The 24,806-nt window shown below is 71.7% G+C and carries 24 protein-coding genes; 9 read left to right on the top strand and 15 right to left on the bottom strand.

The window, feature by feature from the left end; genetic code table 11:
• Positions 1-43 precede the first annotated feature (43 nt).
• On the top strand, positions 44-1,024 hold the full coding sequence (locus BLV39_RS12630) for an ArsR/SmtB family transcription factor (RefSeq protein WP_090790446.1): 981 nt from the start codon (positions 44-46) through the stop codon (positions 1,022-1,024).
• Here the strand turns inward: BLV39_RS12630 and BLV39_RS12625 are convergent.
• The 4 genes from BLV39_RS12625 to BLV39_RS12610 all read right to left on the bottom strand — a co-directional run bounded on the left by BLV39_RS12625 (position 995) and on the right by BLV39_RS12610 (position 5,530).
• Complete coding sequence (locus BLV39_RS12625; protein WP_090790444.1) at positions 995-2,533, bottom strand: GGDEF domain-containing protein; 1,539 nt, start codon at positions 2,531-2,533, stop codon at positions 995-997. The genes BLV39_RS12630 and BLV39_RS12625 overlap by 30 nt on opposite strands.
• Positions 2,534-2,613: 80 nt before the next feature.
• A complete protein-coding gene (locus BLV39_RS12620; RefSeq protein WP_090790442.1) occupies positions 2,614-3,642 on the bottom strand; it encodes a threonine aldolase family protein in 1,029 nt (342 codons plus the stop codon).
• Entirely contained in the window at positions 3,635-5,041 is a 1,407-nt protein-coding gene (locus tag BLV39_RS12615; protein WP_090790440.1) for a class II 3-deoxy-7-phosphoheptulonate synthase, read from the bottom strand. The genes BLV39_RS12620 and BLV39_RS12615 overlap by 8 nt, the downstream gene beginning before the upstream one ends.
• Before the next feature lie 24 nt (positions 5,042-5,065).
• Positions 5,066-5,530, bottom strand: a complete 465-nt coding sequence (locus tag BLV39_RS12610; RefSeq protein ID WP_090790438.1) for a hypothetical protein — start codon at positions 5,528-5,530, stop codon at positions 5,066-5,068.
• A 165-nt stretch (positions 5,531-5,695) separates the two neighbouring features.
• Here BLV39_RS12610 and BLV39_RS12605 point away from each other — a divergent pair, with 165 nt between their 5' ends.
• Positions 5,696-6,358 (top strand): DUF4389 domain-containing protein, encoded by a 663-nt coding sequence (locus BLV39_RS12605; RefSeq protein WP_176984874.1) that lies wholly within the window; start codon positions 5,696-5,698, stop codon positions 6,356-6,358.
• An 85-nt stretch (positions 6,359-6,443) separates the two neighbouring features.
• On the opposite strand, the gene tuf is transcribed toward BLV39_RS12605, so the two are convergent.
• From tuf to BLV39_RS12585, 4 genes are all read right to left on the bottom strand, one after another.
• Positions 6,444-7,631, bottom strand: coding sequence for an elongation factor Tu (tuf, locus tag BLV39_RS12600; protein WP_090790436.1), 1,188 nt, complete (start codon positions 7,629-7,631; stop codon positions 6,444-6,446).
• 346 nt (positions 7,632-7,977) lie between these two features.
• Entirely contained in the window at positions 7,978-9,186 is a 1,209-nt protein-coding gene (locus BLV39_RS12595) for an RNA polymerase sigma factor (protein WP_090790434.1), read from the bottom strand.
• Complete coding sequence (locus tag BLV39_RS12590; RefSeq protein WP_090791450.1) at positions 9,186-9,605, bottom strand: YciI family protein; 420 nt, start codon at positions 9,603-9,605, stop codon at positions 9,186-9,188. Before BLV39_RS12590 ends, BLV39_RS12595 begins: the two co-directional genes overlap by 1 nt.
• A gap of 156 nt (positions 9,606-9,761) precedes the next feature.
• Positions 9,762-11,390, bottom strand: a complete 1,629-nt coding sequence (locus BLV39_RS12585) for a glycosyl hydrolase family 18 protein (RefSeq protein WP_090790431.1) — start codon at positions 11,388-11,390, stop codon at positions 9,762-9,764.
• A 122-nt stretch (positions 11,391-11,512) separates the two neighbouring features.
• Here BLV39_RS12585 and BLV39_RS12580 point away from each other — a divergent pair, with 122 nt between their 5' ends.
• From BLV39_RS12580 to BLV39_RS12565, 4 genes are all read left to right on the top strand, one after another.
• Positions 11,513-11,998, top strand: coding sequence for a glutathione peroxidase (locus tag BLV39_RS12580; protein ID WP_090790429.1), 486 nt, complete (start codon positions 11,513-11,515; stop codon positions 11,996-11,998).
• Positions 11,999-12,216: 218 nt separating this feature from the next.
• Positions 12,217-13,089 carry a DUF4397 domain-containing protein gene (locus BLV39_RS12575; protein ID WP_176984873.1) on the top strand — a complete coding sequence of 291 codons (873 nt, stop codon included), beginning with the start codon at positions 12,217-12,219 and terminating at the stop codon, positions 13,087-13,089.
• Positions 13,090-13,095: 6 nt separating this feature from the next.
• The gene (locus BLV39_RS12570) at positions 13,096-13,827 is read left to right on the top strand and encodes a class F sortase (RefSeq protein WP_239083919.1); all 732 of its coding nucleotides are present in this window, start codon (positions 13,096-13,098) and stop codon (positions 13,825-13,827) included.
• A gap of 24 nt (positions 13,828-13,851) precedes the next feature.
• Positions 13,852-14,163: a hypothetical protein gene (locus BLV39_RS12565; protein ID WP_090790425.1), complete on the top strand. Its 312-nt coding sequence runs from the start codon at positions 13,852-13,854 to the stop codon at positions 14,161-14,163.
• Between the two features lie 83 nt (positions 14,164-14,246).
• Here the strand turns inward: BLV39_RS12565 and BLV39_RS12560 are convergent, their stop codons facing one another.
• The 4 genes from BLV39_RS12560 to BLV39_RS12545 form a co-directional block, all read right to left on the bottom strand.
• Complete coding sequence (locus BLV39_RS12560) at positions 14,247-14,630, bottom strand: hypothetical protein (RefSeq protein ID WP_090790423.1); 384 nt, start codon at positions 14,628-14,630, stop codon at positions 14,247-14,249.
• 108 nt (positions 14,631-14,738) lie between these two features.
• Positions 14,739-15,551 (bottom strand): pyrroline-5-carboxylate reductase, encoded by an 813-nt coding sequence (gene proC / locus BLV39_RS12555; protein WP_090790421.1) that lies wholly within the window; start codon positions 15,549-15,551, stop codon positions 14,739-14,741.
• A gap of 28 nt (positions 15,552-15,579) precedes the next feature.
• Positions 15,580-16,608: a 6-phosphofructokinase gene (locus BLV39_RS12550; RefSeq protein WP_090790418.1), complete on the bottom strand. Its 1,029-nt coding sequence runs from the start codon at positions 16,606-16,608 to the stop codon at positions 15,580-15,582.
• Positions 16,609-16,778: 170 nt separating this feature from the next.
• A complete protein-coding gene (locus tag BLV39_RS12545; protein WP_090790416.1) occupies positions 16,779-17,282 on the bottom strand; it encodes a polyadenylate-specific 3'-exoribonuclease AS in 504 nt (167 codons plus the stop codon).
• Positions 17,283-17,332: 50 nt separating this feature from the next.
• Here BLV39_RS12545 and BLV39_RS12540 point away from each other — a divergent pair, with 50 nt between their 5' ends.
• Positions 17,333-18,160: a DUF1028 domain-containing protein gene (locus tag BLV39_RS12540; RefSeq protein WP_090790414.1), complete on the top strand. Its 828-nt coding sequence runs from the start codon at positions 17,333-17,335 to the stop codon at positions 18,158-18,160.
• Here the strand turns inward: BLV39_RS12540 and BLV39_RS12535 are convergent.
• Positions 18,157-19,026 carry a phosphotransferase enzyme family protein gene (locus tag BLV39_RS12535; RefSeq protein ID WP_090790411.1) on the bottom strand — a complete coding sequence of 290 codons (870 nt, stop codon included), beginning with the start codon at positions 19,024-19,026 and terminating at the stop codon, positions 18,157-18,159. The genes BLV39_RS12540 and BLV39_RS12535 overlap by 4 nt on opposite strands.
• Before the next feature lie 300 nt (positions 19,027-19,326).
• On the opposite strand from BLV39_RS12535, the gene BLV39_RS12530 reads away from it, so the two are divergent.
• Positions 19,327-20,019, top strand: coding sequence for a Crp/Fnr family transcriptional regulator (locus BLV39_RS12530; RefSeq protein WP_090790409.1), 693 nt, complete (start codon positions 19,327-19,329; stop codon positions 20,017-20,019).
• 48 nt (positions 20,020-20,067) lie between these two features.
• Here BLV39_RS12530 and BLV39_RS12525 read toward each other — a convergent pair whose 3' ends face one another.
• A complete protein-coding gene (locus BLV39_RS12525) occupies positions 20,068-20,340 on the bottom strand; it encodes a hypothetical protein (RefSeq protein ID WP_090790406.1) in 273 nt (90 codons plus the stop codon).
• 159 nt (positions 20,341-20,499) lie between these two features.
• Here BLV39_RS12525 and BLV39_RS12520 point away from each other — a divergent pair, with 159 nt between their 5' ends.
• Entirely contained in the window at positions 20,500-24,030 is a 3,531-nt protein-coding gene (locus tag BLV39_RS12520; RefSeq protein ID WP_090790404.1) for an AAA family ATPase, read from the top strand.
• On the opposite strand, the gene BLV39_RS12515 is transcribed toward BLV39_RS12520, so the two are convergent.
• A complete protein-coding gene (locus BLV39_RS12515; RefSeq protein ID WP_090790402.1) occupies positions 24,027-24,755 on the bottom strand; it encodes a lysophospholipid acyltransferase family protein in 729 nt (242 codons plus the stop codon). The genes BLV39_RS12520 and BLV39_RS12515 overlap by 4 nt on opposite strands.
• Positions 24,756-24,806 lie beyond the last annotated feature (51 nt).

Here is a 24,806-nt window from a genome sequence, read left to right as displayed (position 1 = left end):
CCGCGCCGGGCCGGCCGCTAACCTTGCGGCGAAAGGCGTAACGATGACTCTGCTGAGACTGTCCCCCACCGCGCTGGCCCGCTGCCGGTTCGCGCTGTCCCCGCTCGCCGAGACGCTGGGCTCGCTGATCGCGCTGCACCGGCCGGCGCCGGAGCCATGGCTGAAGAGCTGGCACACCGCGCACCGTCCCGGTTTCCACGAATGGCTGGCCGGCGACCCGTTCGCCGCCGGCCTGCTCGCGCTGGTCTCGGCCACCAAGTGGCTGCCCGACATGGTCGCCGTCCCGCCCACCGGTGGCACCAAGACGCGACTCAGCGACGAGCTCGACAGCGTCGCCACGTTCACCGACGAGGAGATCCGAAAGACGGTCGCGACGTCGGTCGCCGCGAGCTGGGAGCCACAGAACACCGGCTGGCTCCGCGGAGACGACCTCGGGCGCAGGACCGCCGCCGTGCTGGCCGAGGGCTGGCGGCGGCACGTCGCGCCGGACTGGCCCCGCCGCCGCGCGCTACTGGAGCGAGACATCATGCACCGCGCCGGTCTGCTCGCCGCGTACGGCTGGAAGGAGGCGGTCCGGAACATGACCCGGCACTCCGTCTGGGTCGGTGACGACGCGATCCGGTTCAGCGAGCAGGACTACCCCGACCGCTGGATCACCGACGAGGGCCTGGTGTTCGTGCCGAAGACCGCCGGCGTCGGCTCCTGGACCTGCGAGCGTCCGCCCCTGTACGCGCTGGTCTATCCGGCCCGCGGCCCGGCGGCGGAGGTGGCCGGCCCGGCCGGGGATCCGCTCGGCGCGCTGCTGGGGCCGGGCCGCGCCCGGGTGGTCCGTGAATTGCGCCGGGAGGCGACGAGCACGCAGCTCGCGTACACCCTGGACGTGTCGTTGGGCACGGTGAGCACGCACCTGTCCGTGCTCCGCGACGCCGGAGTGGTGGCCGGCGGCCGGGTCGGCCGGGCCGTCGTCTATCGCCTCACTCAGCGAGGCACGGACCTACTGGCGACGCTGGACCCCGAAACCTAGGCCCGGCGGCGCCAGATCCGGCCGGTACGCCGCCGCCCGGTCCTTGCCGGCCGCCTTGGCCGCGTACAGCGCCAGATCGGCCTCGCGCAGCAGGTCGGCCGGGGAGCGCGCGGCCAGCGGCCCGGCCGTCACCCCGACGCTCGCGCTGACGACCAGCTCGCCCTGCGTGGACGGATAGGGCAACCGCAACCGGGCGCAGATCGTGCCTCCGACGGCCAGGCCACCGGCCTCCGCCGTGCCCGGCAGCAGCAGTGCGAACTCGTCACCGCCGAGCCGGACCAGGGTGGCGCCGGGCGGTGCCAGCTCCGTCAGGCGGCGGCCGACCGACACCAGCAGCTCGTCGCCGGTGGGATGGCCGAGCGAGTCGTTGATCTCCTTGAACCCGTCGAGGTCGACCAGCAGCAGCGCGTGCGGCCGCCGTGGCGGGAGGGAGGTCAGCCGTTCCATGAGCACCGACCGGTTGGACAGGCCGGTCAGCGGGTCGTGTGACGCGCGGTAGGCCAGCTCCGCCTGGAGCCCACGCAGCTCACCGACCACCACCCCGAGCTCGTCGGCGCGCCGGTCCGCTACGCGGGCCAGCAGCGACAGCCGCCAGAGGAGCAGCAGCGCGATCAACGCGGCGGCCAGCACCGGCGGCCCGAAGTCCTCCGGCGAGCCGGGGTCGAACTGGCCGAAGGCGACGGCGGTCACCCACGCCAGCGGGCCGAGCAGGGTCAGCACGATGAACAGCGTCGCCCGACCCCGGCTGAGCCGGGCGCTCGGACGGCCCTCGCCACGGCGCTCCGGCACCGCGGCGGAGGAGGGATGCAGCAGGGCGGTGGCGATCAGGATGGCGAACCCGACGGCGAAGATCCCACCGCCGAAGAGCCGGCCGTCCACGTCGTAGCCGGCCTGCCGGGCCACCAGCCCGATCGCGCCGACGAGCGCCAGAACGATCCCGACCACCACGAGCCTGATCGCGGGAGCCCGGGGCCGGATGACGAACAGCAGCCGGACCAGTGCGCCGAGGACGACCGCGATCGCGACCGGACGCAGCGCGGACACCGCGAGCCGGCTGCCGGTCGGAACGACCTGGCCGTGCAACAGAAACAGCCACAGCAGCACGAACACCCCGAGGGTGACCACGGAGGCGTCGAGGCTGTCGGTCAGGTCGGCGGCGGTGCCGGTCCCGCCGAGCAGGACCAACCCGATCACGAGGGCCGGGTAGAGAACCAGGGCACGGATGTCCCCGCCCGCCAGCCCGCCGCGACCGCCGGTCATCGACGGGCCGGTCACCGCGCCGTAGACCCGGGAGAAGGCCACCGATCCGGACGCGACGGTCAGCGAGGTCCACGCGGTCACCCGGGGCGGTCGGCGGACGACCAGGACGACCCCCGCCACCACGAAGGCGGCCACCGCGGCCACCACGCTCAGTACGGGGGCAGCCCCCGCCAGCGTCGCGAGCACCAATCCGCCCGCGACCGCCAGAAAGGCCCAGGCGGACCACCGCCACAGGCCGGTGTTGGCCATGCCAACCCCCGCTTCGCTGAGCCGACGCCGGCCCCCGGAAGGAACCGGACGTCAACTACTCAGCAAAGCACGCGAAACTGTCAATCGCGAAAGATCTTTGGCAGGACATCGACGGCCCGGTCGATCGCGGCGTCGTCGACATCGAAGTGGGTGACCAGCCGGGCGACGTTCGGGCCGAGCACCGAGACCAGCACGCCGCGCTCGCGGGCGGCCGCCGCGAGGGTGTGCGCGTCGAGCGGCGACTTGCGCAGGTCGAGCGGGACGAGGTTGGTGCGCACGGCACCGGCCACCACGCCGAACGGGGCCAGCGCCTCGGCCAGCCGGGCCGCCTTCGCGTGGTCCTGCGCGAGCCGGTCGATGTTGTGCTCCAGCGCGTACGCGCCGGCCGCGGCCAGCACCCCCGCCTGGCGCATGCCGCCACCCATCCGCTTGCGGATCACCCGGGCGCGCTCGATCTTCTCGGCGGAGCCGACGACCAGTGAGCCGACCGGGGCACCCAGGCCCTTGGAGAGGCAGACCGACAGGGTGTCGAAGAGCGCGCCGTAGGTGCGCAGCGGAACCCCGTCGGCCACGTGCGCGTGCCAGATCCGGGCACCGTCACAGTGCAGCGCGACCCCGGCCGCGGAAGAGGCGGCCCGCAGCGTCTCCAACGTGGACAGCGGGATGACCCCACCGCCGCCCCGGTTGTGGGTCTGCTCGACCGCGATCGCCCGGGTCGGCACCGCGTGGTAGCCGGCGGGGCGGATCATGTCGATCACCACGTCCGGGTCGATGTCACCGCCGACCGGCGTCCAGGTGCGGGTGGACACGCCGCCGATCGCGGCCGCCGCGCCGATCTCGTACGTCACCACGTGCGCGTCGCCGTCGCAGAGGAGCTCCTCGCCCGGCGGCACGGAGAGTTGGATGGCGATCTGGTTGGCCATCGAGCCGGTCGGCGCGAACAGCGCCGCCTCGTGCCCGAACAACGCGGCGACCGACGCCTCGAGGGCGTTGACCGTCGGGTCCTCACCGTAGACGTCGTCGCCGACCAGGGCGGACGCCATCGCGGCGCGCATGCCCGCGGACGGTTGGGTGACGGTGTCGGACCGCAGGTCCACGAACTCAGCCACGCAGCATCTCCGCAACGAGGAAGGCCAACTCCAGCGACTGCTGGGTGTTCAGCCGTGGGTCACACGCCGTTTCGTACCGGCCGGGCAGGTCAAGGTCTTCGATGCCCTGGGCGCCACCCAGGCATTCGGTCACGTCTTCGCCGGTCAGCTCGACGTGCAGGCCACCGGGGTGGGTGCCCAGCCCGCGGTGCACCTCGAAGTAGCCCAGCACCTCGTCGACGATCCGGTCGAAGTGGCGGGTCTTGTAGCCGTTGGACGACTCGTGGGTGTTGCCGTGCATCGGGTCGCACTGCCAGACCACCTTGGCCCCGGCGGCGGTGACCTTCTCGACGATCGGGGCGAGCGCGTCGCGTACCCGATGATTGCCCATCCGGGCGACCAGGGTGAGCCGGCCCGGCACGTTGTCCGGGTTGAGCTTCTCGCACAGCTCGATCGCCTGCTCGGGACTGGTGCTCGGGCCGAGCTTGACGCCGATCGGGTTGACCAGCCGCGACAGGAAGTCGACGTGCGCGCCGTCGATCCGCCGGGTCCGCTCGCCGATCCACAGGAAGTGCCCGGACAGCCCGTACGCCTTGCTGTCGGAGACCCGGGTCAACGCCCGGTCGTATTCCAACGCCAGCGCCTCGTGGGAGCAGTAGAGGGTGACGGTGCGCAGCGCCTCGTCGTCGGTCATGCCGCAGGCCCGGATGAACGCCAGCGCCCGGTCGATCTCACGGGCGATCGCCTCGTAACGCTCACCGGCCGGCGAGTCGCGGACGAAGCCCTTGTTCCAGTCGTGCACGGCGTGCAGGTCGGCCAGCCCGCCGGAGAGGTAGGCGCGCAGCATGTTCATCGCGGCGGCCGAGTTGGCGTACGCCCGGATCATCCGCTGCGGGTCGGCCACGCGGGCGCCCGGCGTCGTCTCCAGCGAGTTGATCATGTCGCCGCGGTAGGCGGGCAGGCCGAGCGCGTCGGTCGCCGACGAGCGGGGCTTCGTGTACTGCCCGGCGACCCGGGCCACCTTGACCACCGGCAGGGAGGCGCCGTAGGTCAGCACGACCGCCATCTGCAGCAGCGTGCGGGCGTTGGCCAGCAGGTGGCTCTCGGTGTTGTCGACGAAGGTCTCGGCGCAGTCGCCGCCCTGGAGCAGGAACGCCTGGCCCTCGCAGACCTGCGCGAGCCGCTCGCGGAGCTGGTCGACCTCGTAGGGGGCCACCACCGACGGCACGTTGTCGAGGACCTGGCAGACCTCGGCGACGACCTTCGGGTCGGGCCACGGCGGCATCTGGTCGCGGGGTAGGTCACGCCACCGATCGAGGCCCAGTGCCTGGTCTTCGGCGGAGTCGGCGGTCGGTCGGGAGGTCTGCGGACCGAGGCCGGCCACCCCGGGATAGCTCAACTGATGCCACTCTTGGCGCATGCCCGCAAGACTACGGCTGTCCGCTCACTGGGAAGGCGTGGGGCTGGACGACGAGGGCATCGACGGGAGTACCACTGCCGGGTCCTCACCCGCGATGCACCAGCCCGTATCGATGTTGGTGACGAGGAAAACGACCCCGACCGGGGTGGGCTTGCCGCCGGGCGGGGTGACCAGCATCGCGGTCGTCACCTTCTGACCGTTGCCGTCGGCCCGCACGTCGGTCACGATCCCGCCGGAGACCTTGGTCTTCTTGTTGAAGTCGCCGCCGTCGCCCGTGGCGGTCTTGTCGAACGTGCCGGCCAACGTGGGGCAGAGCTCCTTGCGACCGGCGGCCGCGTCCCGCTTGCCCATCGCGGCCAGGTAGGCCTCCACCTTTTCGCGGGCCTTCTGCGGGCTCTCGTCGACCGGCTTCGGATCAGCTCCGACGATCTGCTTGGCGACCGAGCAGCCACCCAGCGGGGCGACCAGGGCGACAGCCAGGGTCGCCACGATCAGGACACGACGTGGGGACAACACGGTTCGTGAGTCTGGCACACATTCCTGTGACGTAGCGGTACCGGATCGACGGCCGTTCGGGATTCCGGCCCCAGGGCCCCACAGACCCCGCAGGATGGACATAACGGATATTTCGCGGGGTACGAAGGGGACGAGCCGATGCAACCGAACGACCCGACGTACGCGGTGCAGCCGCACCCGGTGAACTTCTCCGTCGCCTATCCGGACCGGCCGCTCAACCGGCTGACCAGCTTCTTCCGGCTGTTCATGGTGATACCGATCGTGATCCTGCTCGGCACCGTCTACAGCGGAGGCGCCGAGTGGGGCCAGTGGGGCGGCGACGACGGCAACAGCGCCGAGACGGTGGCGTACGGCTTCGGCGGTGTGCTGTTCTTCGGGCCGCTGCTGATGATCCTGTTCCGCAAGAAGTACCCGCGCTGGTGGTTCGACTGGAACCTGGAGCTCCAGCGCTTCGCCAACCGGGTCACCGTCTACTTCGCACTGATGGACGACCGCTACCCGGCCACGGACGACCACCAGTCGGTGCGGCTGGACTACGACTACCCGGGCGGGACGCTCAACCGCTTCCTGCCGATCGTCAAGTGGCTCCTCGCGATACCGCACTACATCGTGCTGTTCTTCCTGCACATCGGCGGCGTGGTCGCGGTGATCATCGCGTGGTTCGCGATCCTGTTCACGGGGCGCTACCCGCGGGGGCTGTTCGCCTATGTGGAGGGGCTGCTGCGCTGGCAGAACCGGGTCACCGCGTACGCGTTCACGCTGGCCACCGACCGCTACCCGCCGTTCCGTTTGGCCCCCTGAGGGGCCTAAACTGAATGAACGCTCGTTTTAGGATGGCCTTCTAGGGGCAAAGCCCCCAGAAGGCCAAACTAAACGAGCGTTCGTTTTATGAGATGTGAGTGACCGTGCCCGCCGCGACCGTCCGGCCGCCCTCGCGGACGGCGAAGCCGAGCCCGACGTGCATGGCCACCGGCCGGCTCAGCTCGACGGTCAGGTCGACCGTGTCACCGGGCATGACCATGGTGACCCCCTCCCCCAGCTCGATCGCCCCGGCCACGTCGGTGGTCCGGAAGTAGAACTGAGGCCGGTAGTTGGCGAGGAACGGCGTGTGCCGCCCACCCTCGGCCGCGGTCAACGCGTGCAGCCGCGCGGTGAACCGGCGGTGCGGCGTGACCGAACCGGGCGCCGCCACGACCTGGCCGCGCTGCACCTGGTCGCGTTTGACCCCACGGAGCAGGATCGCCGCGTTGTCACCGGCCTCGGCCGTGACCAGCGATTTGCCGAACGTCTCGAGCCCGGTCGCGACCGTCTGGAGCGTGTCGCCCAGACCGATCACCTCGACCTGGTCGCCGACCCGCAGGGTGCCGCGCTCGATCGCCCCGGTCACCACCGTGCCCCGGCCGGAGATCGTGAGCGTGTTCTCGATCGGCATCAGGAACGGCTCGTCGACGGCCCTGCGCGGCACCGGCACGTACCGGTCGACCGCGTCGAGCAGGTCCACGACGGACCGCGTCCACACCGGGTCGCCCTCCAGCGCCCGCAGCGCGGACACCCGCACGACCGGCAGCTCGTCGCCCGGGAAGCCGTACTCGGACAGCAGTTCCCGAACCTCGAGCTCGACCAGGTCCAGCAGTTCGGCGTCCTCGACCGCGTCGGCCTTGTTCAGCGCCACCACGAGGTGCGGCACCCCGACCCGGCTGGCGAGCAGCACGTGCTCCCGGGTCTGCGGCATCGCACCGTCGAGCGCGGACACGACCAGGATCGCGCCGTCCACCTGCGCCGCCCCCGTGATCATGTTCTTCACGTAGTCGGCGTGGCCGGGCATGTCCACGTGCGCGTAGTGCCGCGTCGCGGTCTCGTACTCGACGTGGGCGATGTTGATGGTGATGCCCCGCGCGGTCTCCTCCGGAGCCCGGTCGATCCCGTCGAAGGCGACGAACCGGTTGGTTGCCGGGTCGGCCTCGGCGAGGACCTTGGTGATCGCGGCGGTCAGGGTCGTCTTGCCGTGGTCGACATGCCCCATCGTGCCGATGTTGAGGTGTGGCTTGGTGCGTAGGTACTGGCTCTTCGCCATGATTGGTTCAGTCCTCCTGAACTGGATGAAAGGAGGGCAGGGCTGCTACCGATGCCTGGACTGTCAGTCGGCATGGAGAACCCTCGGCCCTACGGGCCGTTGACGTGCGCGGGCGGGCGCCACCCCGCGTCGGGGCCGCATTCAAGGGGCCGTGATGACAGAAGACTCCGCGCCAGAACCGGGCCGGGACCAACCCCTCCCCGCGGGTTCTGCTGCTGCGGGAAAGGGTCAGAGATCAGCGCCGTCGGCGGCACAACGCAGGTGAAGACCTGCGGGCCGCACGGGGCTGCTGAAGAACATGACCATCACGCTACGAGCCAACGCCGATCATGTCGAACGTATTCCGTCAGGCCAGGCGGGCGGCTCGGGTGTGGAGGTAGCGCTGTTGGGGTGGGCTCATGGTCTTCGCCGCGGCGGACAGATAGGCGGCGCGCGCGGCGGCGAGATCGCCCGAGAGCTCCAGCAGGTGCGCGCGGGCCGTGTGCCAGCGGTGGTCGGCGGCCAGGCGGTCGTCGGTGCCGAGCGGTTCCAGCAGGGCCAGACCGGCCTCGGGTCCGCGGACCATCGCCACCGCGACCGCGTGGTTCAGCGCCACCATCGGGTTGTCGCCCTGCGCGAGCAGGACCTCGTACAACAGCATGATCTGGGGCCAGTCGGTGTCCTGCGCCCGCGCCGCCTCGTCGTGCACGGCGGCGATCGCGGCCTGGATCTGGTACGGGCCCGGGTCGCCTCGGGTCAGTGCCTCCGACACCAGCGCCACGCCCTCGGTGATCTGGGCGCGGTTCCAGCGCCGCCGGTCCTGCTCGTCCATCGGCACGGGAGTGCCGTCCGGAGCGGTGCGGGCGGCCCGGCGCGCGTCGGTCAGCAGCATCAACGCGAGCAGGCCGGTCACCTCGGCGTCCTCCGGCAGCAGCCGCCGCACGAGCCGGGCCAACCGGATCGCCTCCGTGGACAGTTCGACGCGTTGCAGGGTCGGGCCGGTCGTGCCGACGTAGCCCTCGTTGAAGACCAGGTAGAGGACCCGCAGCACGGCGGCCAGCCGGATGGCCCGTTCCGCGGAAGGCGGCAGGCCGAACGGCACACCACTGTCCTTGATGGACTTCTTGGCCCGGGTGATCCGCCGGGTCATCGTGTCCTCGGGCACCAGGAAGGCCCGGGCCACCTCCGTCGTGGTGAGGCCGCCGACCGCGCGCAGGGTCAGCGCGATCTGCGACGCCGGCGACAGTGACGGGTGGCAGCACATGAACAACAGGACGAGCGAGTCGTCGGTGGCCGGGCCGGGCGCCGGGACCGGCCAGGCCGCGACCGTGTCCTCCCGGCCGCGGCGGGCCTGGTCGGCGCGCAGCAGGTCGGTCAGGCGGCGGGCCGCGACCCGGATCAGCCAGGCGCGCGGGTTGTCGGGCACCCCCTGCGCCGGCCATTGGCGGGCGGCGGCCAGCAACGCCTCCTGCACCGCGTCCTCGGCCGTGTCGAAGTGGCCGTAGCGGCGCACGACCGCACCGAGGACCTGCGGCGCGAGCTGGCGCAGCAGGTCCTCCCCCGGTGCCAGCGCCATCAGTCGCCGAACTCCGGCGCTCCGGCGATCGGCCGCACGTCGACGTACCACTCGTTGGCGAGCTGCGCGCTCGACGGGTGCGGGGTGTCGGCCAGCTTGGCGGCGATCTCCGTGGCCCGGTCGAAGCTCGCGCACTCGACGATCGTGTAGCCGGCGAGCACCTCCTGGGTCTCCGCGTACGGGCCGTCGGTGACCACCGGCACCCCGTCGCGCAGCGAGACCCGGCGGGTGTGCACCGGCGCGGCCAGGCCCTGGCCGTCGACGAACTCACCGGACTCGACGAGCTCGTTGTTCCACTTGGTCATGAACTCGTGCAGGGCGGCGAGGTCCTCTCCGGTCCAGACCGTGCCGTCCGCGCCGGTTCCGGTGATCATGTCGAAGTCGCGCTGCGAGCCGGTCAGCATGATCATGTATTTCATCGTCGTCTCCTCGGTGTGCGGCGCCCCGCTGGCGCCTTCCACCCGGGACGTCGGCGCCGGTCGCCCGCTCCGGACATCCTCCCGCACAGAAATAGAGAGCGGAGGGCCATCGACCGACCCTCCGCTCCCCGTGGGGTGTTGCGTTGACCTAGGTGGCTACCCCAGGCCGTTCTTCATCGCCGAGATCAGCTCGCCGTTGGCGGTGTCGCCGGACAGCTCCCAGAAGAAGCCGCCGGCCAGGCCCTGGCCGTTCGCGTACGACATCTTGCCGCCGATGGTGGCCGGGGTGTCGTAGCTCCACCAGTTGCTACCGCACTTGGCGTACGCCGTCCCGCCGATCGTCCGGTTCGCCGGGCAGGTGTTCTTGAGCACCTTGTAGTCCTCGATGCCCGCCTCGTACGTGCCGGTCGCCGGACCGGTCGCGGTGCCACCGGGCGCCTCCTGGGTCACCCCGCTCCAGCCGCGGCCGTAGAAGCCGACCCCGAGCAGCAGCTTGCTGGCCGGGATGCCCTTGCTCTTCAGCTTCTGGATCGCCGCGTCGGAGTTGAAGCCCGCTTGCGGGATCCCGGTGTACGAGGTCAGCGGCGAGTGCGGGGCGGTCGGGCCCTGCGGGGCGAAGGCGCCGAAGTAGTCGTACGTCATCGGCATGAACCAGTTGACCGAGTTCGCCGCGCCGGCGTAGTCGGTCGCGTCGATCTTGCCGCCGTTCGAGCCGTCGGCCGTGATCGCGGCGGTGACCAGCGCGGACGAGCCGAACCGCGAGCGCAGCGCGGCCATCACGTTCTTGAACGCGTTGGGTCCGCTGGCGTCACAGGAGAGGCCGCAGGCGTTCGGGTACTCCCAGTCGATGTCGATGCCGTCGAACACGTCGGCCCAGCGCGCGTCCTCGACCATCTGGTAGCAGGACTCGGCGAACGCCGCCGGGTTCTGCGCGGCCTGGGTGAAGCCGCCCGACCAGGTCCAGCCGCCGATCGAGTAGATCACCTTGAGGTTCGGGTACATCCGCTTGAGCTTGCGGAGCTGGTTGAAGTTGCCGCGCAGCGGCTGGTCCCAGGTGTCCGCGACGCCGTCGACGCTGTCCGCGGCCGTGTACGCCTTCTCGTAGTCGGCGTAGGAGTCGCCGATCGAGCAGCGCCCGCCCGTGGTGTTGCCGAACGCGTAGAGGATGTGCGTCAGCTTGGCCGCCGACCCGCTCGTGTGGATGTTCTTGACGTGGTAGTTGCGGGCGTACACGCCCCAGTCGGCGAAGTAGCCGATCAGCTTCTTGCCGCCGGTCGGCGGGTTCGTCGGGGGGTTCGTCGGCGGGTTGGTGGTGGGCGGGTTGGTCGGGTTGCCGGTCGGCGGGTTCGTGGGGTTGCCCGTCGGCGGGTTGGTCGGCGTCGTGCCGGTGGAGCAGGACGCGCCGTTGATCGTGCAGTTGAGCGGCGCCCGGTAGGCGCCCGTGCCGTTGTAGCCCCAGCTCACCGAGGCGCCGGGGTTGAGCGGACCCATCCAGCTCTTCTTCACGGCGACGTAGTGGTTGCCGCTGCGGGTCACGTCGGCGTCCCAGAAGCTGCCGATCGTGGTGCCGGACGGCAGGTCGAACTCGATCCGCCAGGTCGACAGCGCCGCCGACGATCCGTTGGCCACGGTCACCCGCGCCTCGTGCCCGCTGCCCCAGTCGGAGGCCACGGCGAAGGTGGCGGTGACGGTGCCGGCGCCGAACGCGGAGGCGACCGGCACGGCGGCGGCGACCACCACCGCCGCGACGCCGGCCCAGAGGGCCCGGCGCACCGAGGTTCTCATAAGGCGTCTCCTTTAATTAGGAAAGTTTCCAAATAGATAATGATGAGAAGCTACCCAGCGGTTCAACACCTCGTCAAGATGTACATGTTTCGATGGCAAAGTTGATCTAGTAGCCTCACGGCATGACAGTGCTCGACACCGATATAGCCGCCCTCACCGGCGGGTCCGCGGACCTCAAGCAGTACGCGGGCAAGGCCGTGCTCGTCGTCAACGTCGCATCGAAGTGCGGCCTCACCCCCCAGTACGAGGGCCTCCAGCGGCTCTACGACACGTACGCGCAGCGCGGCCTGGTCGTGCTCGGCGTGCCGTGCAACCAGTTCAACGGCCAGGAGCCCGGCACCTCGGAGGAGATCGCCGAGTTCTGCTCGGTCAACTACGGCGTCACGTTCCCGCTGACCGCGAAGGTCGACGTCAACGGCGCCGACCGACACCCGCTCTACGCGGCCATGGTGGACACCGCGGACGCCGACGGGCACAGCGGCGACGTCCGGTGGAACTTCGAGAAGTTCCTCGTCGCGGCCGACGGCACGGTCGCCGCGCGGTTCGGCCCGCAGGTCCAGCCGGAGGCGCCGGAGCTCGTCGAGGCCATCGAGCGCCAGCTTCCCTGAAGACATGACAGATGCCGCACGGCGGGCGGGGCGGCGGTCCCTTTCGCGAGATCAAGTCACGAGATCCGCTCGGGGGACGCCGTTCGGCCCACCCGGTCGACCGACCGGACATGATCCGTGCATTGTCAGATTTTTCCACCTTTCAGGACTTGCGGTCCGGTCCGACTGACGGGACTCTGTTTCGCGTGCTGCGATTCTCGTCAGCAGGAGGAGATGTCATGACCTCTGCGCGTCCCGCCCCCCGCGCGTTGCGTCGGCTGACCGCCGCCGCCGGCGCCGTCCTATTCGGCGCCGGCCTGTCCGCCGCGATCGCCGTGCCCGCGTCGGCCGAGGCCGGCGTGGGCTACGTGCGCCTCGCCCACCTCTCCCCCGACACCCCACCTGTCGACGTCTACGTCGACGACCTGTCCGGCAAGGTCAAGGGGCTCAAGTTCGACGCCGTGGCCTACGGCGTCATGTCCGACTACCTGTCGGTGCCGCCGGGCACCTACGCGGTGTCCATGCGCAAGGTGGCCGCCGACCCGAAGTCGCCTCCGGTGCTGACCGAGGACGTCAAGGTCACCGAGGGCAGCGCGCACACCGTCGCCGGCACCGGCCGCTTCGCCGAGCTCGGCCTGTCGGTGATCGACGACGACATCAGCGCGCCGCCGGCCGACCAGGCCAAGATCCGCGTGCTGCAGGCCTCGGTGAAGGCGCCGTCGCTCGACATCAAGACCACCGGTGGCCAGGAGGTCGGCATGGGCCTCCAGTTCGCCACGACGAGCGCCTACCGCGACGTCAAGCCCGGCAACTGGACGCTCGACCTCCAGCCGCAGGCCGGGTCGGCCGCCAAGGCGACGTGCCGCCTCGCCGGCGGCACCACGTACTCGCTGCTGGTGCTCGACGGCAAGAACGGGCTGACCACCGACCTCAAGGTCGACGCCAAGGCCGGCGAGATCACCCCGGTCGGCGGCGTGGAGACCGGAGCCGGCGGGGCCAGCGGCACGGGCACGATCGCGTTGGTCGGCGGTCTCGGCCTGGTCGCACTGGCCGGAGTCGTCGGGGTGGCCGCGGTCGGGCTCCGGCGCAGGGCCGCCCGCCGCACCTGGTAGGTCTGGTTGAGCACAGTCGACCGGTCGTCCCCCGCGGTCATCAGGCACCGCGGGGGCTGGCCGGTGCCCGCCGGCCGGTTCGGCGTCGTCGGCCTCACGGTCACGGCGCTCGCGCTCTGCGCCGCGGCCGGCACCACGCTCGGCCTGGCCGTCGGCGACTCGGCCGCACCACCACCGACCGCGCGCTGGCACTTCGGCTGCTGCGTCCGGCCCGTCGAGGCGGCCGTGGTCGCCGACCCGCTGGCCGCGCTGCCGCCGCCGTCCGAGGTCCGCATCCCGCGCGTCGACATCCGGTCCGCGCTGGTCGGCCTCGACCTCGACAGCAAGGGCGAGCTCGAAGCGCCGGTCGACTTCGCCAAGGCCGGCTGGTACGAGCAGGGCACCCGGCCCGGCGAGCCCGGACCGGCGGTGATCGCCGGCCACGTCGACTCGTACCGTGGCCCGGCGGTCTTCTTCCGGCTCCGCGAGCTGCGCCCCGGCGACACCATCGAGGTGCGCCGCGGTGGGCAGTGGCTGCCGTTCCGGGTGGTCGCCACGGGCCACTACCCGAAGGACAAGTTCCCCACCTCGCGGGTGTACGGCGCCACGCCCGGCGCCGAGCTACGACTGATCACCTGTGGTGGCGAGTTCGACCGGGACAAGCGCTCCTACCGCGACAACGTCGTGGTCTACGCGGTCGACGCGCGAGTGCCCGAACTGCCCCGGACAAAGGGCCACGGACCGACGCAGTGGCAGTGAGGCCGCCGGCTCGTTGACCATGACGTGCTACCCGATCTGACGCACTTCGAGCGGCACCGGGAGGCGGCTGACGTCGACCTCGACGGGACTGTGCTGCCGGGCCTGTCCGCGACGTTCCACCGGCGTGCGGAAGGCTCCCGGACCGAGTCCGTCGGGGTCTACCGCTACGCCGGCATCGAGATCTTCATGGCCTGGGGGTACGTGGACGAACCGCACTGCCGGTTCACCGCGTACGCGGGCCCACAAGGGTGGGGCGCACCGCGCCGGGGCTGCCCCTCCGTCGACGCGGTGCGCGACCTGTTGGCCACCCTGGGGCCGGTGCCCACTCCCCACTGAGACCACGTGTCGGCACCAGGGACCGCGAATCCCCGGTCGTGGTTCCAGCGTTCCCCGGGCGGGGCACCGGTCCCGGGCCCGGGCTAGTCGGCCGGCGCGGTGGCGGGTGCCGCGACGGCCGTGCCCGCGTGGGCGGTGGCGAGCCGCCGCACGGTGACGAGCGAGAACAAGGTCAGGGTGAGTGCGGCGACCAGGGCGGCGGCGTGCCAGAACGGGTTCGGGATCTGCACGAATCCGAACACGGCCACCGGTACCTGGACGATCGCGATGAGCGCCACCAGCGGGAGCCGGCGACCGGTCCAGAAGTAGGCCGTCCACAGCGGAGCCGTCACGACGCCGACGGTCAACACGTCGAGTGCGGTGTGCAGGTACGGGTTGACGACGTTGGCGTGCGCGAAGGCGGAAGCGGGCGCGGAGATCCAGAGGGCCGCGGCGGTGGCGGCGACAACGGTGGCGAGACGTCGCATGGTCGTACCTCCGTGCAATCAGGGCTTCACCATCTGTAATGAAGGTAAGGCCCTGGCCCGGCGGCGCGAAAGTCTCGACAGCGTGAGTGAATCACCACGAATGGGTGTTCAGGAGTTCTGTTCAGCCAGTTCACGGGCCCGGTCGCGGGCCGCCTCGAGCGCCGCGAGCAGGGCCGCGCGGACGCCGTGGTTCTCGAGCTCGCGGATCGCGGAGATGGTCGTGCCGGCCGGCGACGTGACTGCCTCGCGCAGCTTGACGGGGTGCTCGCCGGAGTCGCGGAGCATCACCGCGGAGCCGATCGCGGTCTGCACGATCAGGTCGTGCGCCACCTGCCGGGGCAGGCCGAGCAGGATGCCGGCGTCGATCATCGCCTCGACCAGCAGGTAGAAGTACGCCGGGCCGGAGCCGGACAGGGCGGTCACCGCGTCCTGCTGCGACTCGGGCACCCGGATCGTCGCGCCGAGCGGCTTGAACATCTCCTCGGCGAGGGCCAGGTGCGCGGCCGTCACGTGCGGACCGGCCGAGATCGCCGTCATCGCCTCGTCGACCAGTGCCGGGGTGTTGGTCATCACCCGGACGATCGGCACGCCGTCCTGGAGCCGCTTGGCGAAGAAGCTGGTCGGCAGGCCAGCGCAGAGCGAGATCACCAGCTTGTCGCCGGGCACCTTCGGGCCGATCTCGGCGAGCAGGGTGGCGGCGTCCTGCGGCTTGACCGAGATCGCCAGCACGTCGGCCTCGGCGACCGCGGTGAGGTTGTCGACCACCCGCACGCCGTACCGCTGGCGCAGTTCGTCGGCGCGCTCCGTGCGGCGTGAGGTGGCGAGCAGCCGGTCGACGGGCCATCCCGCGCGCAGCAGCCCGGAGAGCATCAGCTCACCGATCTTGCCCGCGCCGATCACGGCGACCGTCTTGTTCGTCATGGCTGCCCGCCCCCTCACGCTTTGTGGACTAGCTGCCGAAGAAGACCTCGGCCTCGGTGTAGCGCTCCAGCGGCACGGTCTTCAGCTCGCGGGTCGCCTCGACCAGCGGGACGCGGACCACGTCGGTGCCCTGGAGGGCGACCATCTTGCCCCAGTCGCCGTCGTTGACCGCGTCGATCGCGTGCAGGCCCAGGCGGGTCGCGAGGACCCGGTCGAACGCGGTCGGGGTGCCACCGCGCTGGATGTGACCGAGGACGACCGTGCGGGCCTCCTTGCCGGTCTTCGCCTCGAGCTGCTCGGCCAACCACTGGCCGATACCACCGAGCCGGACGTGACCGAAGGAGTCGAGCTCCTGGTTGTGGAGCACCATCTGGCCGTCGAGCGGCTGCGCGCCCTCGGCGACCACGACGATCGGCGCGTACTGGTGCTGGAAGCGCTTCTCGACGTAGCCGGCGACCTGCTCGACGTCGAAGTTGCGCTCCGGGAGCAGGATCACGTTGGCGCCACCGGCCAGGCCGGCGTGCAGGGCGATCCAGCCGGCGTGCCGGCCCATGACCTCGACGACCAGCGTGCGGTGGTGACTCTCCGCAGTGGTGTGCAGGCGGTCGATGGCCTCCATCGCGATGTTGACCGCGGTGTCGAAGCCGAACGTGTAGTCGGTCGCGTTCAGGTCGTTGTCGATCGTCTTCGGCACGCCGACGACGTGCACGCCGAGCTCACCGAGCTTGGTCGCGACGCCGAGGGTGTCCTCGCCGCCGATCGCGACCAGCGCGTCGACGCCCATCGCGCCCAGGTTGCTCTTGATCTGCTCGACGCCGTTCTCGATCTTGAACGGGTTGGTGCGGGAGGAGCCGAGGATGGTGCCACCGCGCGGCAGGATGCCGCGGACCTCGGGGATGCCCAGCGGCATGGTCAGGCCCTCGAGCGGACCACGCCAGCCGTCACGGAAGCCGACGAAGTCGTGCCCGTAGGTGGAGACGCCCTTGCGGACGACCGCCCGGATCACCGCGTTCAGACCGGGACAATCTCCGCCGCCGGTAAGCACGCCGATTCGCATGATCTGCTCATCCTCCTGATTGCGATCCTCGCCCCAAAGGGGCACACATGGCCAGAAAGCCCCAGGATCGATAATCGGCGTCGTTGCCGGCCCGGGGCGGGCCGCACAACTGCGCACTGTAGTCGCCGGTCAAAACGGCGACCAGCGCGACCCACCTAACGGTCGGTGAACTATCCGGGGGTCCGCATGGCGTTCCACCTGGCCAGGTTGTGCCGGGCGTCGGCGAGGGCGTCGTGCTGGTCGGCCCCGGCCGGCGGCAGCGGCGGTTTGCCCAGATCGTCCCAAAGCTGCCGAAGCTCCTTGGTGTACCGCGGTATCACCCGCGGCAACGCCGGCATCGCGCCCCAGAGCTGGGCGAGCACCACGTGGTCGTACGCGGCGAACCAGGCCCACAGCTCGAGGGTGTCGTTGCTGCCGTTGCCGCGCAGGGGCGCGACCAGGAACTCGTAGAGGTCGTCACGGATCCGCTCGCGTGATCGCCAGGCCTTGTCGCTGGGCGACGGAAGCTTGTCGAGCACGTTGCGGCGCACCCAGGGCACGGCCCGTGAGTCGTCGAACTCGGTCGACACGGCGTAGAACTCCCTGCCGTGCTCGTCGACCACGCCGATCGAGACGAGGTCGACCGTGCGGCCGTCCTCGATGAACTCACAGTCGTAGAAGTAGCGATAGGTCATCGAGTTCCATCCTGGCCCATCCGCACGAAGATTCGTTACCGTGCCCGGTCATGACGTTTTCGATCGTGGCACGGTCGGCCGACGGGCACTCCCACGGCATCGCCGTCGCCAGCAAGTTTCTCGCGGTCGGCTCCGCCGTGCCGGCCGCCGAGGCACAGACCGGCGCCGTCGCGACGCAGTCCTACGCCAACCTGGCCTACCGGCCACAGGGGTTGGCCCTGCTGCGCACCGGCGTGGACGCGGCCGGGGTGGTCGCGGGCCTGACCGCCGCCGACGAGGGGCGGGCACAGCGCCAGGTCGGCGTGGTCGGCCCCACCGGCGACGGGGCCACCTACACCGGCGCCGACTGCCACGACTGGGCCGGCGGCGTGGCCGGCGACGGGTTCGCGATCCAGGGCAACATCCTGGTCGGCCCCGAGGTGGTGGAGCGGATGCGGGACGCCTGGCTGGCCTCGGACCCGGCCGCCCCGCTGGCCCGCCGGCTGCTGGCCGCGCTGCGCGCCGGCGACGAGGCGGGCGGCGACAAGCGCGGCCGGCAGAGCGCCGCGCTGCTCGTGGTCGCCCGCGGCCAGGGCTACGGCGGCACCAGCGACGTGGTGGCCGACCTGCGGGTGGACGACCACACCGAGCCGGTGCCCGAGCTGATCCGGCTGCTCGACATGCACGAGCTGCTGTTCGGCAAGCCGGACCCGGCCACCCTGCTGGCCCTCGACGGCGCGCTGGCCGCGGAGGTGCGCGGCCGGCTGGTCGCCGCCGGCCACGAGGGCGCCTCGCTGGACGACGCCCTGGCCAGTTGGGCCGGCGTCGAGAACCTCGAGGAGCGAATCGTCCCGGGCAAGATCGACCCGTTGGTGCTGGCACACCTGCGCGGGGCCTAAACGGCGAGGGCGGCGTGGGCGGCGGACAGCGTCGCCCGCGCCGCGTCGTCGTCCGGGGTGGACACCAGGCGGCGGGCGGCGGCGTCGGCCCGGGTCGCCCAGTGGAAGCGGAGCAGCACCGGCAGCGCGGACTCGATCTCGTCGCGGTGCACCGCACCCGCCGCCGCGTACCCGTCGACCAGGTCCTCGGTGCCCGCACCGTCCGCGTGCGTGACGGCCGAGGCCAGGTCTGCGACCAGCGGGCCGGTGGCCGCCGGACCCCAGCAGACCACCGCGGTGCGGCCGGTCGACGGGTCGAGCCGGAACGCGGTGGCCCTCGGCTGGCCGTGCAGCACCCCGTACGTGAGCCGGTCGGTGACGGTCAGCCGGGTCAGCGCGGCGTAGGCGGCCCCGACCGCCGCGCGCAGCCACGGCCGCACGTCGAGATGCGGCGCGTCCGGGCGGACCCGGTGCCACGGTGCCAGGCCGGCGTGCGCGAAACCGTCCATTCCGGAGTGCAGACGGCCCAGGGCGTCACCCCACCACTGCTGGTCGAGCGGGTCGCCGGCCGACAGCGGCCGGCCGGGCGGGCAACGGACCAGGGCGTACGCCCAGCCGTCGTGCTCGGCGACCAGCGCGCCGGACAGGGCGCGCACCGGCTCGCCCGCGGCCACCCCACGCTCGGCGAGATGGCAGGCCGCGGTCAGGCCCGCCTCCAGCCGCAGCCGTTTGCCGAGCGCCACCCGGGTGACCAGGTGACACGTGCCGGCGATGCTGGCCACCCAGGCGGTGGCCGCGGTGCCGCCGAGCGACACCGGGTCGAGGCGGCAGGGCACGTGCTGCCATCCGCCACGCAGGGCCGAGAGTGCGGCCTCGTCGTCTGCCACGGGTGGGGATTATCCGCTGCCGGTGGGTGCGCACGCCGGGAAATGGGCGAACGGCCGGAAGAGACACCCCCCAGTGATCTCTTCCGACCGGTCCGCCCCGCGCCCCCCTGAGGGCCCGCCGTTCCCCCGTATGGCCCCCACCAGCAGCGGGTCTGGCAGTCAGCCTGCCCGAACGGACAACACGGGACTGTCACGGAAGCGATTTCAGGGGTGTACAGCACGCGACAGGAACGACATGATCTGATGTGTTGCCGGCCAAAGGGTCGGTCAGTGGGATGTGTCCTAGGGAGGGGTCGGGCTGTGGAGGGTCGCCTGCCAGATCCTGGCGACGCTCTGACCGGTGTCGAGTTGTTCGCCGGCCTGGAGCCCGAAGTGCGGCAGCGCGTGATCGCCGCCGCCGTGCCCCGCACCTATCGCAAGGGCCAGCTTCTCTTCGTCGAGAACGACCCGGGCGAGTCGCTGATCGTGCTGCGCCGGGGCGCCGTCGCGGTGTTCGTCACCGCGCCGACCGGCGAGCGGGCCGTGCTCTCCGTCGTCCGTCCACCCGGCACACTCGGCGAGGTGTCGCTGCTCGACGCGTCGACCCGGTCGACCTCCGCCGAGGCGATCGAGGACTGCGCCGCGCTCGCGCTCTCGCGTTCGGCGTTCATGGAGCTCGTGCACTCCAACCCACGGATCCTCGACGCCGTCATGCGCTCGCTGGGCGCATTGATCCGCCGGCTCACCGAGCAGAACGCCGACCACGTCTTCCTCGACCTGCCCGGTCGGGTGGCCAAGACGCTGGTCCGGCTGGCCGGCGAGAGCCAGGCGCCGATGATCACGATCGAGCTCAACCAGAGCCAGCTCGCGGAGATGGCCGGCGGCTCGCGGCAGAGCGTCAACCAGGCGATCGGCTCGTTCGCCAGCCGTGGCTGGCTGCGCACCGAGGGCCGGCGGATCGTCGTCACCGACGTCGCCGCCCTGCGCCGCCGCGCCGGGATGCCCGACCGATGAGCGAAGGGCCCCCGGCTCGCGCCGAGGGCCCTCGTTAGAACAGCCAGGTCAGTTCGCCGGCTCCGACGTGGGCCCGATCCAACCGTCGGTCTTCGGCTGCTTCGGCTTCGGCTCCGACGTCGGGCCGATCCAGCCCTGCGCCTTGACGTCGCCACCGGTCGAGGTGGGTCCGATCCAGCCCTTCGCCTCGACGTCGCCGGCCACGATGCCCTTGCCCTGCAGGTCGGCCAGCGTCGCGGCGTCGACGTCGACGCTCGCCCCCGCGGCGTGCGCGACGCCGGCCGGGTCGGTCCAGTCCTGCTCCAGACGTGCGTGAACCATCGATGCTCTCCTGTCATGAGTGGATCTCGGCCGCGGCCGACTTTACCGACCGTCCGCCGAAATGGACTGTCCACTAGCCAACAGGACAGTTCCTGACAGGAGGTGGACGTAGGTAGGCTGCGAGCCCTTGACCGGGTGATACGTCGCTAGGAGTGCGCCATTCCCGCTGCCTGCGCGCGGTGCGGCCGGACCCCCGCCGAGAACGACAGGTTCTGCGGCGGTTGTGGTGCCGAGCTGGCTCCGCCGTGCCGTCAGTGCGGCCGCCCGATCCCCGGCGACGCCGCGTTCTGCACGAGCTGCGGCACAGCCCGCGAAGGCGGCGCGCGCACCGAGGTGAACAGCGACAACAGCGAGGACCGGCGGCGGGTCAGCGTGCTGTTCGTCGACCTGATCGACTTCACGCCGTACGCCGAGCGGGCCGACCCGGAGCAGGTCCGGGCCATGCAGAACGGCTTCTTCTCCGCCGCCCGCCGGGTCGTCGGCCAGTACGGCGGCGTCGTCGAGAAATACATCGGCGACGCGGTGATGGCCCTGTTCGGCGCGCCCGTCGCCACCGAGACCGATCCGCTGCGCTGCGTGCGCGCCGGCCTCGAGTTGCAGCGGGTGCTCTCCCGCTTCGCACCGGACGGCGCCGACGCCGCCGGCATGCGGTTCCGGGTCGGCGTGGCGACCGGCGAGGCGCTGGTCGACGTGGCCGCGGCCCGCGACGGCGGCCAGGCGATCGTGGCCGGCGACGTGGTCAACACGGCGTCCCGCCTCCAGTCGTCCGCGCCGCCCGGCGGGGTGCTGGTCTGCGGCAACACCTATGCGCTGACGAAGGACACGGTCCGCTACCAGGACCAGCCGGCGGTCACCCTGCGCGGCCGCTCGACGCCGACCGAGGTCTGGCTCGCGGTCGCACCGCGGCGCCGCACGCACGTCGAGAAGGAGCCCGACAGCACCCCGCTGGTCGACCGCGAGCACGAGCTGGGCCTGCTGGTCAACGCGCTGCACCGGTCGATGCACGACCGGGTGCCGCAGGTGGTCACCGTGTTCGGCCGGGCCGGCATCGGCAAGAGCCGGCTGGTCCGCGAGCTGCTCAAGCACGCCGAACGGCTGCTCGACGAGCCGGTCACCTGGCGCACCGGCCGCTGCCCGCCGTTCGGCGAGAACGTGGCGTTCGCCGCGCTCGCCGACATCGTCAAGGCCGAGGCGGGCATCCTCGACACCGACCCTGCCGCGGCCGCCGCGCAACGGCTCACCAAGGCGGTGTCCGACCTGGTCGGTCCGGGCGAGGCCGACCGGCTGATCGACGCCCTGCGCCCGCTGGTCGGCCTGCCGGCGAGCCGACTCGCCGCGGAGGACGCCGAGTCCGCCTGGCGCCGCTTCCTGGTGGCGCTGGCCGCGCGCCGGCCGACCGTGCTGGTCTTCGAGGACCTGCACTGGGCCGACGAGAGCATGCTGCGCTTCGTCGAGCTGCTCGGCGCGTCCGCCCGCGACGTACCCCTGCTGCTGCTCTGCACCGCACGGCCGGAGCTGATCGACCGCGACCCGGGCTGGGCGGGCTCGCTGACCGGCTCGTTGACCATCACGCTCCCGCCGCTGCGGGCCACGGGCATCGCCACCCTCTACGCCCACATGTTCGGCCAGGCCGCGTTCTCCGCCGACATGCTCAGCCCGCTGGTCGAGCTGGCCGACGGCAACCCGCTCTACGCGCACGAGTACGTGCGGATGTTGATCGAGCAGGGCGCCCTGCGCCAGTCGGGCCGGGGCTGGTCCCTGGAGAAGCACCTCAGCCTGCCGATGCCCGACAGCGTGCACGCGGTCATCGCCAACCGGGTCGACCTGCTCGACCCCAAGGACCGCACGGTGCTGTTCGCCGCGTCGGTCGTCGGCATGGTCTTCTGGCCGGGCGCGGTCGCCGCCGCGCTGGGCCGCAACGTCGAGTCGGTCGAGCGCTCGCTGCGCCGCCTGGAGCAGCGCGACTTCGTGCACGAGCAGCCGACGTCCACGATGGCCGGTCAGCAGGAGTTCCGCTTCGGGCACGTGCTGGTCCGCGACGTCTGCTACCAGCGGCTGCCGCGCACCGAGCGGGTGGCCCGGCACGAGCGCACCGCCGAGTGGCTCGACGCGCTGTCCCGTGGCCGCGACACCGACCTCGCCGAGGTGCTCTCCCACCACCGCTGGGCGGCCCACGAGATCGCCCGTACGCTCGGCGTCGACCCGGCCCCGTTCGCACCCGCGGCCCGCGAGGCACTGCACCGGGCCGCGCGGCGGGCGTACGCCCTGCACGCCCTGGACGCGGCGGCGAACCACGTCGAGCGGGCGATCGCCCTGGCCGACCAGTCCGACCCGGGCGGCCGCCTCCAGCTCGAGCTGCTGCGCACCGAGATCTCGTTCTACCGCGACCGCACGGAGTTCCTCAGCGGCGGCGGGCCCGACCAGCTCGTCGCGCTCGCCGACCGGCTCAGCGCGCACGACGACGCGGCCAGCGCGGCGCGCGCCTGGACCCTGCTCGGCCAGGCCGCCTGGCTGCGCGCCGACCGGCGGGCCGCGCTGTCCTGCCTGGACCGCGCGGTCGAGCTGTTCGACGGGGTACCCGACTCGAGCGAGAAGGCCGACGCCTACGCGGAGCTGGGTCGGCTGCACATGCTCAACTACGAGCGCGAGCCGGCGATCGCCGCGGCCGAGGCGGCCGGCGACATCGCCGAGCGGCTCGGCAACGTGGAGACCCAGACCAATGCGCGGATCACCGTCGCGATGGCCCGCTACCAGGCCGGCGACCGCGGCGCGCTCGCCGAGCTCCACGCGGTCACCGACTTCTGCCGCACCCACGGGCTGCTGGCGCTGACCCGGGCGATCCAGAATCTCGCGTACGCGCTCAGCGAGGAAGGCGACTGGGTCGGCTCCAAGGAGCTGGTCTCGCAGGCCGACTCCGCCCTCCAGGACGGGCACTCGCTGAACACGAACTACTCCGGCGACGTGATGCGGGCCTACTTCGCGGGCGAGTTCGACCGCCTGCTGAGCGCGGCCGACGCGTTCGTCGACACCCCCGACGGGCGCTGGGATATGCAGGTCCGCGGGCTGCGGGCGTTCCTGCGGGTGCTGCGCGACCAGCCGGTGCCGACCGTCGGCGACACCGACGACATGGCCGACGCGCTGGAGCTCGCCCGCGAGAGTGGCTTCTACCGGCCGCGCTGGACGACGCTCGGGCTGGCCGCCCAGGTCCGCGCGCTACAGGGCGACCTCGACACCGCGGCGGCCCTGCTCGACGAGCTGGCCGAGTCGTGGTCGGCCGTGCCCGCGCTGGCGAGCGGCGAGTGGATCTCGGCGGCCGCCTTCGCGGCGGCGCTCGCGGGCCGCGACGCGGCGGTCCGGGTACGCGGCATGCTCGACCGGGTCAGCCACCGCACCCCATGGGCGGAGGCGGCGCTGCGGACCGTGAGCGCGGCGCTGGCCGCGTCCGCCGGCGACGAGGCCCGCGCGGGCCAGCTCTACGCGGCGGCGGCCGGCATCTACGGGCAGATCCCCGCCGTCACCGACCGGATGATGGCACTCGCCCTGGCCGCGGGCAGCTTCACCAACGCCCAGGAGTCGGCGGCGGCCGAGGTGGCACTGACCGAGGTGCGGGCGTTCGCGACCCGCAACCGCGCACCGGGCCTGCTGCGGCTCACCGGCACGACGGCGCCGGAAGCCACCATGGCCAGCTAGGCGGCCACGGCTGTGGGTGGATCGCTGGCCTTGGCCGGGCCGGGCACCCGGGCGGCGGCGCTCTTCGCCTTCTGCGCGTAGATGTCGACGTACTCGCGGCCCGAGAGCTCCATCAGCTCGTACATGATCTCGTCGGTGACCGCCCGCTCGACGAACCGGTCACCGGACATGCCCGCGTACCGGGCGAAGTCGATCGGCTCGCCGAACCGGATCCGGACCCGCTTGATCTTCGGGATGACCTTCCCCGGCGGCTGGATCTCGTCCGCGTTCAGCATCACCACCGGCACCACGGGGGCGCCGCTGAGCAGTGCGAGCCTCGCCACACCTGTCTTGCCCCGGTAGAGCCGGCCGTCCGGCGACCGGGTGCCCTCCGGGTAGATGCCGGCCAGGTTGCCGGCCAGCAGGACCCGGAGCTGGGTATCGAGGGCGGCCTGGGCGGCCCGCCCACCGGACCGGTCGACGGGGATCGTGCCCGTGCTGATGAAGAACATCTTCACCAGCCAGCCCTTGATCCCTTTACCGGTGAAGTACTCGGCTTTCGCCACGAAGGTGACTTTTCGCCGTACCTCCAAAGGCATGAAGATCGAATCGGAGAACGACAGGTGGTTGCTCGCGATGATCGCCGCGCCGTTCGCGGGCACGTTGTCGCGCCCCTCGACGATGGGCCGGAAGACGAGGCGCACCCACGGGCCGAGGATCACGTACTTCAGCAGCCAGTACAGCAACCGATGTCCTTCCGCCAACCCGGCCTGCCTCACGTCCTGCGAGCTGACGCT

Source organism: Asanoa ishikariensis (genome assembly GCF_900107455.1).
GTDB lineage: Bacteria > Actinomycetota > Actinomycetes > Mycobacteriales > Micromonosporaceae > Asanoa > Asanoa ishikariensis.
Note: the sequence above shows the minus strand (reverse complement) of the source record. Positions and strands in the feature narration are given on the sequence as shown.

Coding starts and splice junctions, on each gene's coding strand:
- BLV39_RS12560 (WP_090790423.1), bottom strand. CDS start 14,630: ATGCGACGTCTCGCCACCGTTGTCGCCGCCACCGCCGCGGCCCTCTGG.
- BLV39_RS12575 (WP_176984873.1), top strand. CDS start 12,217: ATGACCTCTGCGCGTCCCGCCCCCCGCGCGTTGCGTCGGCTGACCGCC.
- BLV39_RS12525 (WP_090790406.1), bottom strand. CDS start 20,340: ATGGTTCACGCACGTCTGGAGCAGGACTGGACCGACCCGGCCGGCGTC.
- tuf (WP_090790436.1), bottom strand. CDS start 7,631: ATGGCGAAGAGCCAGTACCTACGCACCAAGCCACACCTCAACATCGGC.
- BLV39_RS12585 (WP_090790431.1), bottom strand. CDS start 11,390: ATGAGAACCTCGGTGCGCCGGGCCCTCTGGGCCGGCGTCGCGGCGGTG.
- BLV39_RS12550 (WP_090790418.1), bottom strand. CDS start 16,608: ATGCGAATCGGCGTGCTTACCGGCGGCGGAGATTGTCCCGGTCTGAAC.
- proC (WP_090790421.1), bottom strand. CDS start 15,551: ATGACGAACAAGACGGTCGCCGTGATCGGCGCGGGCAAGATCGGTGAG.
- BLV39_RS12545 (WP_090790416.1), bottom strand. CDS start 17,282: ATGACCTATCGCTACTTCTACGACTGTGAGTTCATCGAGGACGGCCGC.
- BLV39_RS12625 (WP_090790444.1), bottom strand. CDS start 2,533: ATGGCCAACACCGGCCTGTGGCGGTGGTCCGCCTGGGCCTTTCTGGCG.
- BLV39_RS12540 (WP_090790414.1), top strand. CDS start 17,333: ATGACGTTTTCGATCGTGGCACGGTCGGCCGACGGGCACTCCCACGGC.
- BLV39_RS12580 (WP_090790429.1), top strand. CDS start 11,513: ATGACAGTGCTCGACACCGATATAGCCGCCCTCACCGGCGGGTCCGCG.
- BLV39_RS12595 (WP_090790434.1), bottom strand. CDS start 9,186: ATGGCGCTGGCACCGGGGGAGGACCTGCTGCGCCAGCTCGCGCCGCAG.
- BLV39_RS12630 (WP_090790446.1), top strand. CDS start 44: ATGACTCTGCTGAGACTGTCCCCCACCGCGCTGGCCCGCTGCCGGTTC.
- BLV39_RS12590 (WP_090791450.1), bottom strand. CDS start 9,605: ATGAAATACATGATCATGCTGACCGGCTCGCAGCGCGACTTCGACATG.
- BLV39_RS12605 (WP_176984874.1), top strand. CDS start 5,696: ATGCAACCGAACGACCCGACGTACGCGGTGCAGCCGCACCCGGTGAAC.
- BLV39_RS12615 (WP_090790440.1), bottom strand. CDS start 5,041: ATGCGCCAAGAGTGGCATCAGTTGAGCTATCCCGGGGTGGCCGGCCTC.